This is a genomic window from Pseudonocardia oceanicola, from assembly GCF_047200735.1.
In the GTDB taxonomy this organism is placed as follows: Bacteria; Actinomycetota; Actinomycetes; order Mycobacteriales; family Pseudonocardiaceae; genus Pseudonocardia.
The window spans coordinates 1-13685 of record NZ_JBJZON010000020.1 but is presented as its reverse complement, the minus strand read 5'-3'; the positions used below and the strand labels follow the sequence as shown (position 1 = coordinate 13685).

15 protein-coding genes are annotated in these 13685 nt (G+C 73.0%); 6 read left to right on the top strand and 9 right to left on the bottom strand.

The window, feature by feature from the left end:
• Nucleotides 1-173: 173 nt before the first annotated feature.
• From ACL02T_RS24530 to ACL02T_RS24515, 4 genes are all read right to left on the bottom strand, one after another.
• Complete coding sequence (locus ACL02T_RS24530; protein ID WP_412833232.1) at nucleotides 174-944, bottom strand: ANTAR domain-containing protein; 771 nt, start codon at nucleotides 942-944, stop codon at nucleotides 174-176.
• 63 nt (nucleotides 945-1007) lie between these two features.
• A complete protein-coding gene (locus tag ACL02T_RS24525; RefSeq protein ID WP_412833110.1) occupies nucleotides 1008-1634 on the bottom strand; it encodes a DedA family protein in 627 nt (208 codons plus the stop codon).
• A gap of 178 nt (nucleotides 1635-1812) precedes the next feature.
• The gene (locus ACL02T_RS24520) at nucleotides 1813-3975 is read right to left on the bottom strand and encodes a 3-hydroxyacyl-CoA dehydrogenase NAD-binding domain-containing protein (protein WP_412833109.1); all 2163 of its coding nucleotides are present in this window, start codon (nucleotides 3973-3975) and stop codon (nucleotides 1813-1815) included.
• A gap of 12 nt (nucleotides 3976-3987) precedes the next feature.
• On the bottom strand, nucleotides 3988-5220 hold the full coding sequence (locus ACL02T_RS24515; protein WP_412833108.1) for an acetyl-CoA C-acetyltransferase: 1233 nt from the start codon (nucleotides 5218-5220) through the stop codon (nucleotides 3988-3990).
• Between the two features lie 126 nt (nucleotides 5221-5346).
• On the opposite strand from ACL02T_RS24515, the gene ACL02T_RS24510 reads away from it, so the two are divergent.
• Together ACL02T_RS24510 and ACL02T_RS24505 are read left to right on the top strand one after the other, a co-directional pair.
• Nucleotides 5347-6126, top strand: coding sequence for a MerR family transcriptional regulator (locus ACL02T_RS24510; protein ID WP_412833107.1), 780 nt, complete (start codon nucleotides 5347-5349; stop codon nucleotides 6124-6126).
• A 100-nt stretch (nucleotides 6127-6226) separates the two neighbouring features.
• The gene (locus tag ACL02T_RS24505) at nucleotides 6227-6754 is read left to right on the top strand and encodes a potassium channel family protein (RefSeq protein ID WP_412833106.1); all 528 of its coding nucleotides are present in this window, start codon (nucleotides 6227-6229) and stop codon (nucleotides 6752-6754) included.
• Nucleotides 6755-6768: 14 nt separating this feature from the next.
• Here the strand turns inward: ACL02T_RS24505 and ACL02T_RS24500 are convergent, their stop codons facing one another.
• From ACL02T_RS24500 to ACL02T_RS24490, 3 genes are all read right to left on the bottom strand, one after another.
• The gene (locus ACL02T_RS24500) at nucleotides 6769-7032 is read right to left on the bottom strand and encodes a hypothetical protein (protein WP_412833105.1); all 264 of its coding nucleotides are present in this window, start codon (nucleotides 7030-7032) and stop codon (nucleotides 6769-6771) included.
• Between the two features lie 112 nt (nucleotides 7033-7144).
• Entirely contained in the window at nucleotides 7145-7423 is a 279-nt protein-coding gene (locus ACL02T_RS24495; protein ID WP_412833104.1) for a hypothetical protein, read from the bottom strand.
• Nucleotides 7424-7434: 11 nt separating this feature from the next.
• Entirely contained in the window at nucleotides 7435-9255 is a 1821-nt protein-coding gene (locus tag ACL02T_RS24490) for a glycoside hydrolase family 15 protein (protein ID WP_412833103.1), read from the bottom strand.
• A gap of 144 nt (nucleotides 9256-9399) precedes the next feature.
• Here ACL02T_RS24490 and ACL02T_RS24485 point away from each other — a divergent pair, with 144 nt between their 5' ends.
• The 3 genes from ACL02T_RS24485 (at nucleotide 9400) to ACL02T_RS24475 (ending at nucleotide 11692) form a co-directional block, all read left to right on the top strand.
• Nucleotides 9400-10107: a MerR family transcriptional regulator gene (locus ACL02T_RS24485; RefSeq protein WP_412833102.1), complete on the top strand. Its 708-nt coding sequence runs from the start codon at nucleotides 9400-9402 to the stop codon at nucleotides 10105-10107.
• Between the two features lie 253 nt (nucleotides 10108-10360).
• Nucleotides 10361-10936, top strand: a complete 576-nt coding sequence (locus ACL02T_RS24480; RefSeq protein WP_412833231.1) for a ClpP family protease — start codon at nucleotides 10361-10363, stop codon at nucleotides 10934-10936.
• 165 nt (nucleotides 10937-11101) lie between these two features.
• Nucleotides 11102-11692 (top strand): class I SAM-dependent methyltransferase, encoded by a 591-nt coding sequence (locus ACL02T_RS24475; protein ID WP_412833101.1) that lies wholly within the window; start codon nucleotides 11102-11104, stop codon nucleotides 11690-11692.
• Here the strand turns inward: ACL02T_RS24475 and ACL02T_RS24470 are convergent.
• Nucleotides 11673-11927: an enoyl-CoA hydratase-related protein gene (locus tag ACL02T_RS24470; protein WP_412833100.1), complete on the bottom strand. Its 255-nt coding sequence runs from the start codon at nucleotides 11925-11927 to the stop codon at nucleotides 11673-11675. The genes ACL02T_RS24475 and ACL02T_RS24470 overlap by 20 nt on opposite strands.
• Before the next feature lie 69 nt (nucleotides 11928-11996).
• Nucleotides 11997-13169 (bottom strand): fumarylacetoacetate hydrolase family protein, encoded by a 1173-nt coding sequence (locus tag ACL02T_RS24465; protein ID WP_412833230.1) that lies wholly within the window; start codon nucleotides 13167-13169, stop codon nucleotides 11997-11999.
• Nucleotides 13170-13280: 111 nt separating this feature from the next.
• Between ACL02T_RS24465 and ACL02T_RS24460 the strand changes: the two genes are divergently transcribed.
• Complete coding sequence (locus tag ACL02T_RS24460) at nucleotides 13281-13505, top strand: FDXHR family putative zinc-binding protein (RefSeq protein ID WP_412833099.1); 225 nt, start codon at nucleotides 13281-13283, stop codon at nucleotides 13503-13505.
• Nucleotides 13506-13685 lie beyond the last annotated feature (180 nt).

Sequence of the window (13685 nt, the reverse complement as noted above, 5' to 3'; positions counted from 1 at the left end):
GCTCCAGCCGGGTGTCAAGCGCGCAGCCGGGAGGGCCGGACCGACACGGACGCCCGAGGAGGTCCGGGGAACGCGGAAATGCTCCCCTGAGCTGGGTAGATCGTCGTCCCGGCGCGGCCGGGGATCGGCACACGGCCGTCAGTGCACCCGTCCGGGGCTCACGACCTGCTGATTCACAGCTCCGACCGGCGGCTGGCGAGCGTCTCGGCCAGCTGCCCGAGCTTGACGTTGAGCTGCTGGGAGGTGCGCCGCAGGATGTCGAAGGCCTCCTCCGCGGAAATGCCGCGGCGCTCCATGAGGATGCCCTTCGCCTGGCCGATCACGTCCCGGCTCTGCAGCGCCCGGCGCAGCTGCGCCGCCTCCAGGTCCGCCGCCGCGCAGGCCCGGGTCGCGGCCAGCGCGGTCGAGGCGTGCGCGGCGAGCACCAGCGCGACGTCCCGCTCGGCCTCGCCCAGCCCGCCGACCTCCCGCGAGTACAGGTTGAGCGCGCCCATCCGGGGGGCGTCGCGCTCCGGGAAGAGGCCGACGGCCAGCACCGCCCGGACACCGAGATCGGCGGCGGCCCGGCCGAACCGGGGGAACTGCGGGGCGTCGGCCAGGTCCACCTCGTGGACCAGACCCATCCCCTCCCGCCGGGTCGCGGCCACGCAGGGCCCCTCGTCGAGGCGGTACTGCAGCTCGTCCAGCCGGGTGGCCAGCGGTTCGGTCTCGACGGGGGTGTGGAAGCCCGCCTGCGGGTCGCGCAGGGTGACGCTCACCAGGTCCGCCCCGGGGACGACGGCCCGGGCCGCCCGGATCACGCGTTCCAGCACCTCGCCGACCGTGACGGCCTCGAGCAGGGCGGTGGCGAGCCCGACGAACTCGCGGGCCAACGGCCCGCCCACGTCCTCGTGCGGTACGGCGAACCGACGCCGGTCCTCCGCCCAGTCCTGCTCCGTGGTCACCACGCCACCCCTCCGCCGTCCGCCGCCGAGCGATCGTGACCCGAAGCGGGCACGGAGGCAACCTCACCGGTCGCGGTGCGCCCCGCCGCGCCGGTCCCGCGCCCGCAGGCGACGGACGACCAGCCACAGCAGGCCCAGGACGACGAGCACCACCATCACCGTCGACACCGGCGCGAGGTACCCCTCGACCTGCTGCCAGTTCTCCCCGAGCAGCCACCCGAGGCCGAGGAACACGGCGTTCCAGACCCCGCTGCCGACGGCCGTGAGCACGGTGAACCGCCACAGCGGCATCCGGGCGAGGCCGGCGGGGATGGACACGACGCTACGGATCAACGGCACACAGCGGGCGGCGAGCACGATCCAGGAACCGTGCTTCGCGAACAGCGCGTACCCGCGTTCGAGATCCTTGCGGCTGGACAGCACGAACCACTTCTTGCCGGACAGATCGTAGAGCCGCTCGTAGCCCAGCCACGCGCCGAGCCCGTAGAGGACCAGCGCCCCGAGCACGGAACCGGCGGTGGCGGCGGGCCAGACCCACAGGGTGTCGATCGCGCCGACCCGGGCGCGGAAGCCCGCGAGCGGCAGGATCACCTCCGACGGGATCGGTGGGATCACGTTCTCGAGGAAGATCAGGAGCCCCACCCCGGCCGCTCCGAGGCGGTCGACGATCGAGAACACCCAGTCGGCCACGGACCCAGGGTGCCCGATTCGACTGAATCTACGCTGAGCGGCGCCTCCCCGAACTCACGCACGTCCCGGAACGCACGCGCCTCCCGGAACGCACGAACGGCACTCTCGTGCGGACCTACCGCACAAGAGTGCCGTTCGTGCACCCGACCGGGCCGCGAGCAGCACGGACCCGGCGTGATCAGGCCGCGGCGGCGTGCTCCTGGGCCCGCTCGCGCAGGCTCACGGGGACCTCGAAGCGCGGCCCGTACCTGGCCGCGAACTCGTCCGCCCGCTTCACGAAGCCGGCAACGCCGCCCGGGTAGCCCTCGATGTACTGCATCACGCCGCCGGTCCAGGCCGGGTAGCCGATGCCGAAGATCGAGCCGATGTTGGCGTCGGGCACCGTCTCGAGCACCCCCTCGTCGAAGCAGCGCACGGTCTCGAGCGACTCGATCACCAGCATGCGCTCGGCGAGCTCGTGCAGGTCCACCTCGTGGTTCGTGGCCCCGAACTGCTCGCGCAGCCCCGGCCACAACCGGACGCGCCTGCCCTCGGCGTACTCGTAGAACCCGGCACCGGAACTCTTCCCCTTGCGGCCGAACTCGTCGACCATGCGGTCCACGATCTCGTCGGCGGGGTGCGGGGTCCAGGTCTGCCCGGCCGACTCGGCCGCCGCCCGCGTCTCCTTGCGGATCTTCTGCGGCAGGGTCAGCGTGAGCTCGTCCATCAGCTGCAGGACGGGCGCGGGGTAGCCGGCCTGGGACGAGGCCTGCTCGATCGTCTGCGGGTCGATGCCCTCGGCGAGCATGGAGATGCCCTCGTTGACGAACGTCCCGATCACCCGGCTGGTGAAGAACCCGCGGGAGTCGTTGACGACGATCGGGGTCTTGCGGATCGCGAGGGTGACGTCGAACGCCTTGGCCAGCGTGGCGTCGGCGGTCTGCTCGCCCTTGATGATCTCGACCAGCGGCATCTTGTCGACCGGCGAGAAGAAGTGCAGGCCGATGAAGTCGGCCGGGCGGTCGAGCCCCCGGGCGAGCTCGGTGATCGGCAGTGTGGAGGTGTTCGAGCAGAGCAGCGCGTCGGGCTCGACGACCTTCATCGCCTCGCGGAAGACCTCCTGCTTGAGCTGCACCGACTCGAACACGGCCTCGATCACGATGTCGCAGCCGGCCAGGTCGGCGTAGTCCGCGGTCGGAGTGATCCGGGCGAGCAGGGCCTCGCCCTTCTCCTGCGTGACCTTGCCCCGCTCGACGCCCTTCTGGACCAGGCCCTCGGAGTAGGCCTTGCCCTTCTCGGCCGCCTCCGGCGAAACGTCCTTGAGCACGACCTCCCAGCCGGACTGCGCGCAGACGTAGGCGATGCCCGCGCCCATCATCCCGGCGCCGAGCACGGCCACCTTGCGCGGCGTGTACTTCTCGAACCCGTCCGGGCGGGACTTGCCGCCGTTGATCGCCTGCAGGTCGAAGAAGAACGCCTTGGTCATGTTCTTCGACACCTGGCCGACCACGAGGTCCACGAAGTAGCGGCTCTCGATGCGCAGCGCGGTGTCGAAGTCCACCTGCGCGCCCTCGACGGCGGCGGAGAGGATGTTGCGCGGCGCCGGCATCGGCGCGCCCTTGAGCTGCTTGCGCAGGTTCGCCGGGAAGGCCGGCAGGATCGCGGCGAGCTTCGGGTTCGACGGGGTGCCGCCGGGGATCTTGTAGCCGGGGGTGTCCCACGGCTGCCTGGCCTCGGGGTTCTCCGCGATCCAGGCCTTGGCCCGGGTCAACATCTCCTCCTTGGAGGAGGCCACCTCGTGGATCACGCCCAGCTCCAGGGCCTTGGCGGGCGTGAGCCGCTGACCCTGCGCGAGGACGTTCATGAAGCCGTTCGCGATGCCCAGCAGCCGGGTGATGCGGGTGACGCCGCCGCCCCCGGGCAGCAGGCCCAGGGTGACCTCGGGCAGGCCGTAGACCACACCCTTCGCGTCGAGCCCGATCCGGTGGTGGCAGGCCAGCCCGATCTCCAGGCCGCCGCCGAGCGCGGTGCCGTTCATGGCCGCCACGACGGGCCGACCGAGCTTCTCCAGCCGGCGCAGCTGCGCCTTGACCTCGGTGACGTTCTCGAACACCGCGGGCCCGTCGTCCGGCCCGGCGGAGATGAGGTCGTCGAGGTTGCCGCCGGCGAAGAAGGTCTTCTTGGCCGAGGTGATCACGACACCGGTGATCTCGTCCTTCGCGGCCTCGAGCTCGGTGATCACCTCCCCCATCGCCTGCTTGTAGGCGTCGTTCATCGTGTTCGCGCTGGCGTTCGGGTCGTCCAGGGTCACGATCGCGACCCCGTCGGAGTCCTTCTCCCAGCGGACAGCCTTGTCAGACAACGGATATCTCCCTCAGACCCGCTCGATGATGGTCGCGATGCCCATGCCGCCGCCGACGCACAGGGTGGCGAGGCCGCGCTGCAGATCGCGGCGCTCCAGCTCGTCGAGCAGGGTGCCGAGGATCATGGCACCGGTGGCGCCCAGCGGGTGGCCCATGGCGATGGCGCCGCCGTTGACGTTGGTCCTGTCGTGCGGGATCTCCATGTCCCGCAGGTAGCGCAGGGCCACGGCGGCGAACGCCTCGTTGATCTCGAACAGGTCGATGTCGTCGACCGTGAGACCGGCCTTGGCGAGCGCCTTGCGGCTGGCCGGGGCGGGCCCGGTGAGCATGATCGTCGGGTCGGCGCCGGAGAGCGCGGTGGAGACGATCCGGGCGCGCGGGGTGAGCCCGGCGGCCTTCCCGGCCGCCTCGGTTCCGATCAGGCAGAGCGACGCGCCGTCGACGATGCCGGAGCTGTTCCCGGCGTGGTGCACGTGGTCGATCTTCTCGATCCAGTGGTAGCGCTGGAGCGCGACGGCGTCGAAGCCGCCGTCCTGCCCCATCATCTCGAACGACGGCTTCAGGCCGGCCAGGCTCTCCAGCGTGGCGCCGGCGCGGATGAACTCGTCGTGGTCGAGGACGGTGAGGCCGTTGCGGTCCTTGACCGGCACGACGGACTTGGCGAAGTAGCCGTTGGCCCAGGCCTTGGCCGCACGGGCCTGCGACTCCACCGCGAACGTGTCGACGTCCTCGCGGGAGAAGCCCTCGATCGTCGCGATCAGGTCGGCGCCGATGCCCTGGGGCACGAAGCCCGTCTCGTAGCTGGTGTCCGGATCCATCGCCCAGGCGCCGCCGTCGGAGCCCATCGGCACGCGGCTCATCGCCTCGACGCCGCCCGCGAGGACCATCTCCTCCATGCCCGAGCGGATCTTCTGCGCGGCGATGTTCACCGCCTCCAGGCCGGACGCGCAGAACCGGTTGAGCTGCACCCCGGCGACGGTCGGCGGCAGGCCGGCCGCGATGGCGGCGGTCTTGGCGATGTCCCCGCCCTGGTCGCCGATCGGGGACACGACACCGAGCACGACGTCGTCGATGACGTCGGGGTCCAGCTCCGGGTACCGGGCCCGGATCTCCTGGATCAAGCCGATGACCAGGGAGACCGGCTTCACCTCGTGCAGGGAGCCGGAGGCCTTCCCGCGTCCCCGCGGGGTCCGGATCGCGTCGTAGACGTACGCCTGTGGGATCGACGGGGCGGTCTCGCTCATGCGAACCCTCTCGTGAAGAAGTCTGCCCGGAGCGCCGGCGGCGGCGCCGCCCCGCGTCCGATCGTGACAGCGGAATTGTTACAGCAGGACTGTCACATGAGCAACCCGTGCCGTACCGTGCCGACCATGGCTGCCCCAGCGCCTGCGGGACCCGATCCCGAGCTCCTCACGGTCGACCAGCTGGCCGCCCGCACCGGCACCACGGTGCGGACGATCCGCTACTACGCAGGTCGCGGGCTCCTCCCCCCACCGCAGCTGCGGGGCCGCACCGGGCTGTACGGGCCGGATCACGTGGCCCGACTGCTCCTGGTCGCCGAGCTCTCGGACCTCGGGTTCACCCTGTCGGCGATCGAACGGCACCTCGAACGGCTCCCCCACTCGGCCGGCCCCGAGGAGCTCGCGCTGCAGCTCGCGCTGCTCACCCCCTGGGCTCCCGAGCAGCTCGACGAGGTCGACCACGCCGGGCTGGAGGAACGGGCCGGGCGCCGGCTCGACGAGGGAGCCGTCGACAAGCTGATCGCGTACGGCGCCGTCGAACCCGTGGACGGGGACCGCTACCGGGTGCAGGGCCCGATCGCGCTCGGCGCCGGACTCGACGCGCTGGACTGCGCGCTGCCGGCCGACTTCTGGCGCCGCTCCCGGGAGATCATCGACCGGCACACCTCCGCGCTCGCCGACGACCTGATGTCGCTGTTCCAGGAGGAGGTCCTGCAGCCGTACCGGGACGCGGGCCGCCCCGCCGAGCAGCGGACCCGGCTGGCCGCCGCGCTGTCCCGGCTGAAGCCGGTCACGGTGCAGGGCGTGGTCACCGCGTTCGGGCGCGCGGTGAACCGGACCATCCGCGAGCGCTCCGCACACCCGCCGGTCGGGCGGTCGTCGCGGGCGGGGGCCACCTCCGGAGGGTGACCCGCCGCCCGGGATCCGCCGCGAGACTGGCCCTGCGCGGAGGACCCTGCGCGGAGGGAGGTCCCGGGTGGGAGGCGAGCAGCGACCGGCCAGGGGCCGGATGAGCGGCCGTCCCGCGGAGGGGCGGCGGTCGCGGCGGCGCCAGGCCGCGCTCTCGCTCGTCCGCGCGGTCCTGACCACGATCATGCTGCTCGTGATCTACTACCGGGCGCCGTTCGACCGGCAGGTCGGCCTCTCGACCCTGATCTGGTTGCTGGGCGGCCTGGCCGCGTTGGCGGTCGCGGTCGCGTGGCAGACCCGGGCGATCCTGCGCTCCGACGTCCCGCAACTGCGGGCGGCCGAGACCGCGATGGTCGGTCTGCCCGCCCTCCTCCTGCTCTACGCGTCGGTCTACACGCTGATGTCCAACGACGTCCCGGCCTCGTTCACCCAGCCCCTGAGCCCCACGGACTCGCTGTACTTCACCGTCACCGTCTTCGCGACGGTCGGGTTCGGCGACATCACCCCGGTGAGCGAGCCGGCCCGGATCGTGGTGACCATCCAGATGATCACGGGTCTGCTCGCCGTCGGCGTCGTGGCGAGGCTGCTGCTCGGCGCGGTGCAGCGGGCCACCACGAAGAACCGGTGAGCGACGGCGCCGGTTCAGGACCGCCGCACGCGCAGCCGGGACGTCCGCAACGCCCCGACCGTCGGGCGGGGGGCCGGCCGACGCACCACCCGTGCGGGACGAGCGTGCGGTCGGGCCGCTGCCGGGACGTGGTCGCGGGGATCCCGGGCCGCCCCGGGCGCAGGGCCACGGCGGGCCGGTGCGAGCAGGGCCGCCTCGAACCGCGCGAGCAGCAGGACGGCGAGCATGAGCAGCAGCGGCAGACCGAGCGCCACCGACAGCAGCAGCACGAACGGCACGTGGAACCCCCTCTCGCGCGACCGCCCCACGCCGCGGCCGCGCCTCCCCCGGTCGCCGCCCATGCTGCCGGTCCGGGATCCGCACCGACTCACCCCGCACAGGTGAGCCGGGTCAGGCCGCCACGCTCCGCCGCCGGCCGTACCGCCGACCGCCCGCGTAGCCCGACAGGTCGACCAGGAACGCCAGCGCCAGCCAGACGGCGTCGAGGCCGGCGATCCCCCCGGGCGCGACCAGGACGTAGATCAGCGTCGTGAGCGGCAGGAACACGATGCCGATGATCGGCCACAGCACGGTGCCGAAGGTCGCGTCCCAGCGCACCGGGTCCAGGAGCCACCACAGCACGTCGACCACGCGCGGTCCGAACAGCAGCAGTCCGACGAGCAGGCACACGGTGTCCTCCCTCAGCGTCGACGGTCCAGAGCGGCGTCGAGCGTGGTGGCCGCGTCGATCAACGCGAGGTGGGTGAACGCCTGCGGGAAGTTGCCGATCTGCTCGCCGGTGAGGGCGATCTCCTCGGAGTAGAGGCCCAGGTGGTTGGCGTAGGTGAGCATCTTCTCGAACGCCTGCCGGGCCTGGTCGAGCCGGCCGGCCCGGGCGAGCGCGTCGACCCAGGCGAAGGAGCACAGCGAGAACGTGCCCTCGGAGCCGCGCAGCCCGTCCGGCGAGGCGGCCGGGTCGTAGCGGTACACCAGGCTGTCGGTCACCAGCTCGGCCTCCATCGCGTCGAGCGTCGAGGTCCACATCGGGTCCTCGGGCGTGATGAACCCGACGGTCGCCATGCGCAGCAACGACGAGTCGAGGACCTCCGTGTCGTAGTGCTGCACGAAGGCGCCGCGGCGGGCGTTCCACCCACGTTCCATGACCTGGCGGTAGATCCGGTCCCGCTCCTCGCGCCACCGCTCCAGGGGCGCGGGCCGGCCGGTCTCGATCGCCTGGCGGATGCCGCGGTCGAGCGCGACCCAGCCCATCACGCGGCCGTAGGTGAAGGACTGGCGGCCGCCGCGGGTCTCCCAGATCCCCTCCTCCGGCTGGTCCCAGTGCTCGCAGAGCCAGTCGAGGACCTCCACCATCGCCGTCCACCCGCGGTGCGGGGCGCGGAGCCCGACCCGGTCCAGCGCCGCGATGCTGTCCGCGGCCTCGCCGTAGATGTCGAGCTGGAGCTGTTCGGCGGCGCCGTTGCCGATCCGCACGGGAGCCGAGCCGCGGTACCCGGACCAGTGCTCGAGGATCTCCTCCTTGAGGTCCGAGGAACCGTCGACCCGGTACATGATGTTGAGCGGGCCGCCCTCGCCGCCGATGCGCTCGCGCACCCGGTCGCCCAGCCACCCGCCGAACCGCGACGCCTCTTCGACGAAGCCCATCTTGAGCAGGGAGAACACCGAGAACGACGCGTCGCGCACCCACGTGTACCGGTAGTCCCAGTTGCGCTCGCCGCCGACCTGCTCGGGCAGGGCCGCGGTGGGGGCCGCGACCAGCCCGCCCGAAGGGTCGTAGGTCAGCAGCTTCAGCGTGATCGCCGAGCGGTTCACCATCTCCCGCCAGCGTCCGCGGTAGGTCGAGCGGCCGATCCAACGGTGCCAGAAGGCCACGGTGTCGTCGAACAGCTGGTTGATCTCGCCGACCCGGATCTCGTGGGGCGGGCCGTCGGCGTCCGCCTCGAGGACCACTCCGCGCAGCTCTCCGGCGTCGAGCTCCAGCGTGAAGCCGACGTCGCCCTCCTCGACCTTCACGTGGGCGATCCGCGGGTCCTCCGGCTCGCGGACGACGTGCACCGTCAACGTGAGCGCGTCCGTGACGAACATCCCGCCGCTCTCGGTGACCTCGGTCCGGTGGGCGCGGCGGCCGTAGTCGAAGCGCGGGGCGACGTGCCCCGCGAACCGCATCTTCCCGCGCATGCAGCGCACCATCCGGACCAGCCGGCTCCCGCCGTTGTGCCGGCCCAGCACGGGCATGAAGTCGACGACCTCGCCGACGCCGGAATCCGTGAAGAAGCGTGTGACCAGCACCGCGGAGTCCGGGAAGTACATCTGCCGGGAGGTGTGCGGGTCCATCGGGGCGAGCCGGAAGTGCCCGCCGCGCTCGTCGTCGAGCAGCGCGCCGAACACGCTGGGCGAGTCGATGCGCGGGCAGCAGAACCAGTCCACCGTGCCCTCCGTGCTCACCAGGGCGGAGGTGTGCAGGTCCCCGATCAACCCGTGGTCGGCGATCGCGGTTTCGGGCATGAGCTCCTCCTCGACGGCGCTGATCGGGCCACGGTCGACCGGCCGGACCCGTGCGGCATCACCCGCCGCGAACGATCCCCGCCACGCCCCTCGACAGTGAGTGGACAGCAGAACTATCGGATAGCTAAGGTATCGAGCGTGCGGATGGCCGAGCTGAGCCGGGCGACCGGGGTGCCGGTCGCGACGATCAAGTACTACCTGCGCGAGGGGCTCGTGCCCCGCGGCGAGGTCACCACCTCGCCGAACCAGGCACGTTACGGCGAGGAGCACGTCCGCAGGCTGGCGCTCGTCCGGTCGCTGGTGGAGGTCGGCGGCCTGTCCATCGCCGCGGTGCGGGCCGTCCTCGCCGCGGTCGACGACCCCGCCGTCCCGCTGCACGTCACGCTCGGCCTCACCGTCGGCGCCACCGCGGCGCCCGGGCCCCCGGTCGACGACCCCCTGCACGCGGAGGCGACCGAGCGGATCGACGGGCTGGTCGCGGAGCGGGGCTGGCGGCTCTCGCCCGACCCGGCGGCCCGCCGCGCCGCGATCGACGTCCTCGCCACCATGCGCCGCGTGACCGGCGACCGCCTCGACGGGCTCGCCGCCGTGTACGCCGAGGCCGCCGAGCGGGTGGCCGAGGCCGACCTCGACACCATCACCGCCCTCGAGGACCGGGAGACCCGCGTGGAGACCGCGCTGGTCGGCACGGTCCTCGGCGAGCGACTGCTCGCCGCCCTCCGCCGGCTCGCGCAGGAGCACGTCTCCGCGCAACGGTTCCCACCGCCCTCCCCGGAGACCCCGTGTCCCTCGTCAGAGGACCCGTCCCGACCCCGACCCTCCGCGGCGCCCTCGGCCGGCGCCGGCTGCTGAGATGTCGGCCCGGAGCGACCGTCCGATCACGGGACCGGGGCCGGCGTTCACCGTCGGCGAAGAGCGCAGGTCACGAATTCGCCGTGGGCGAAGCACGGGGCCCACCGGCCCGACCGGTCCTAGCGTCGGCCGAGTCAGGTCCCGCCCGTCGCCGCACCGCGTGGAGGTCACCGTGCCCGTCCCGATCCCGTCCCCGCACCCGCCGTTCCACCTGCCGGCCGTCCCGCTCCCCGGTCCGCTGCCGCCGGCCCGGATGAGCGCGCCCACCGCCTCCCCCGGCCTCGCCGACGCAGTGTTCGAGCGCCTGCTCACCCACCGCATCGTCGTCCTCGGGCAGGAGGTCGACGCCGACATCGCCAACCGCATCGCCGGCCAGATGCTGCTGCTCGCGGCCGAGGACGCCGAGGCCGACATCTCGCTCTACATCAACTCGCCCGGCGGCTCCGTGCACGACGGGCTCGCCGTCCTCGACACCATGCGGTTCGTCCCCTGCGACGTCGCGACCTACGCGATGGGGCTGGCCGCCTCGATGGGGCAGGTGCTGCTGTCCGCCGGGACCAGGGGGAAGCGGTACGTCCTGCCGCACACGAAGGTGCTCATGCACCAGCCCTCCGCCGGGGTCGGCGGCGCCGAGACCGACATCCGGATCCGCGCGGAACTGTTGCGCCGCAACAAGGAGGAGATGGCTCGGCTGATCGCCGAGCACACCGGCCAGACCGTCGAGCGGATCATGGCGGACTTCGACCGCGACCGCTGGTTCTCCGCCGAGGAGGCCCGCGACTACGGCTTCGTCGACCACGTCGTGACGCGGGTGGGCGAGGTGAGGTGAGAGGGCGGGGTGAGCTGCGGCAGCGCGAGTCGCGAGCAACGGCGCGCGAGTCGGGAGTTGCGGGGACGTGCGCCGACCCCGGTGTCGGCGCGGGGCACCAGGACATCGCGGGCCGGGGATGATCGTGGAGTTGCCGGCAGCAGACTTGCCGGGCAGCCTCAGGGCGTGATCGAGGTGGTGCGGGAGTCGCTGACCCTGCCCGGCGGCGAGATCGTCGTCGTCCGGCCCGCGCCCGGGGCCGAGGTCCCGTTCGACGAGGTCGGCGACGAGCTCCTGCCGCCGTACTGGGCCGAGCTGTGGCCGAGCGGGATCGCCCTGGCGCAGGCTGTCCGGGCCGTCCCGGCCGGCACGCGGGTGCTCGAACTCGGCTGCGGCCTCGGGCTCCCCGCCCTCGCCGCGGCGCGGGCCGGCGCCGAGGTGCTCGCGACCGACCTCTCGACGACCGCGATCACCCTGGTCCGCCGCAGCGCCGCGCTCAACGGGTTGCCGTTGCGCGCCGAGGCCCTGAGCTGGACCGATCCGGCACTGCCCGCCGTCGACCTGGTGCTCGGTGCGGATCTGCTCTACGGGCACCGCAACGTCGTCGAACTGCTGGAGGTCCTGCCCCGGCTCGCCCCGCAGGTGTGGCTGACCGACCCCGGCCGCCCGCTCGCCGCCGAGTTCCTCGCCGCCGCACGGACGACGTGGACGGCCATCCGCCGACCGACCACGCAGGACGGCGTCGCCCTCCATCGCCTCACCCGCAGGACGACCTGACCGCCGATCTCGACCCTGCGCTCGGGCCGTGGTCGCCCGCGCCGGCGCGCAGCTCGACGCCGCCGCCGGTGCAGAACGCCTTGTCGAGGACCCCGGTGAGGGTGATCGGCCGGACGGCGAGGTCGGCCCGGGCGGCGTGGAAGCTACCGGTCGCCTCCTGGGCCGTACACGCGGTGAAGGCGCTGTACCGGGACGGCCGGAGCCGGTCGGCCCCCGCGGCGGGCCGCTCGCGCAACCGCGCACGTTCCCGCCCCGCTGTCGAGCTCCCCGTCGACGGGGTCGCGGACGGGTTCGAGCAGCGGAGTCAGTCCGCGGGGAGGACGGTGCCCCGCACCTCGCCGAGGGAGAACCGGCCGCCGTCCGGCCGCGGGGCGCTGGCGACGAGGGAGATCTCGTCGCCGTCGTTGAGGTAGTGGCGGGTGGTGCCGTCGGAGAGGGCGAACTCGTCCCGCCCGCCCCAGGTCAGCTCGAGCAGGCAGCCGCGCTGGTCCCGGCGCGGCCCGGAGACGGTGCCGGAGCCGAGCAGGTCCCCTGGTCGGATCGGGGCGCCGTTCGTGGTCAGGTGCGTGACGAGCTGGGCCGGCGTCCAGTAGAGGTCGGCGCCGGGCGGGGTGGAGATCCGCTCGCCGTTGAGCCGCACCTCGAACGTCACGTCCAGGCCGCGGTCGGCCTTCCCGAGCAGGTAGGGCAGCGGCCGCGGGTCCCGGACGGGCGGGTCGACCCAGGCGCCGGCCAGCTCGTCGAGCGGGGTGACCCAGGCGGAGATCGAGGTGGCGAAGGACTTGCCCAGCAGCGGGCCGAGCGGGCGCGACTCCCAGCCCTGGATGTCCCGGGCGGACCAGTCGTTGAGCAGCACGACGCCGAAGACGTGGTCGAGCGCCTCCTCCAGCGGTACCGGGCCGGTGCTCGGGCCGCCGAGCACGAACCCCAGCTCGGCCTCGAAGTCCAGGGCCCTCGTCGGGCCGAGGTCGCCGGGCCCGCGCTGACCCGCGGGCCGGACGACGGGGCTGCCGCTCACGTACACCGTGCCGGCCCGCCCGTGGTAGCCCACCGGCAGGTGTTTCCAGTTCGGCGGGATCGTGGCGCCCGGCCGGGCGATCGCGGCGGCGTTCTCGGCGTGCTGCTCACAGGCGAAGAAGTCGACGTAGTCGGCCACCGTGAACGGCAGCACCGGGACCACGCCGGCGTGCGGCAGGGCATAGGGCGCCAGCCGCTCCGGGTCGGCCAGCCAGGAGGCCAGCCATTCGCGGACCTCCCGCCACGCGGGCCGCCCGGCCGCGAGCAGGCCGTCGAGGCTGGGTTCGGCGAGGAGGCGAGGGTGCGGGCCGTCCTGCGCAGCGGCCAGCGTCCCGACGTCGACGTAGGCCGTGCCGGCGGGCGCGACGATCCGGGAGGGGCCGGGGCGGCCCGAGCCGGCGACGACCCCGAGGGCCGTGCCCAGCGGCGGGTCCGGCGGGAGCAGGTCGACCGTCCGCATCATGGGCGAACGCTACCCCGGACAGCCCGTTCCACCCGTTCGTCCTCGTCGGCGCGGGAGAGGTGATCACCGGCCCCGGTTCTGTCGGTGCGGCCACGTACCCTCCCCGCCGTGGCGACGAGCGAGCTGATCCGGATCACCTGTTGCGGCTCGTCGTGGGTCGGTGCGGACCGGGCGCACTGCTGCAGGCGGTTCGGGGGTTGCGGCGCGGTGTTCGACGACGCGAAGCTCTTCGACGCGCACCGGCCGAAGGGTGCGTGCACCGACCCCCGCCGGCTGGACCTGGTGCAGACCAAGAACGGCATCTGGCTGCGCCCGCTCGACCTCGCAGGCTGAGCGGGATGCCTCCCACGGGGGACGTTTCGGTGTGAGGGACGCCGGCCACCTCGCGCCGCATCCATGAAAGGGTCACGATGCGTGCGTCCGGCACGACGTGGACCGACACAGGGAGTGAGAGGCATGGCGCAAGAGGTCCGTGGGGTCGTCTCCCTCGAGAAGGGCAAGCCGGTCTCCGTC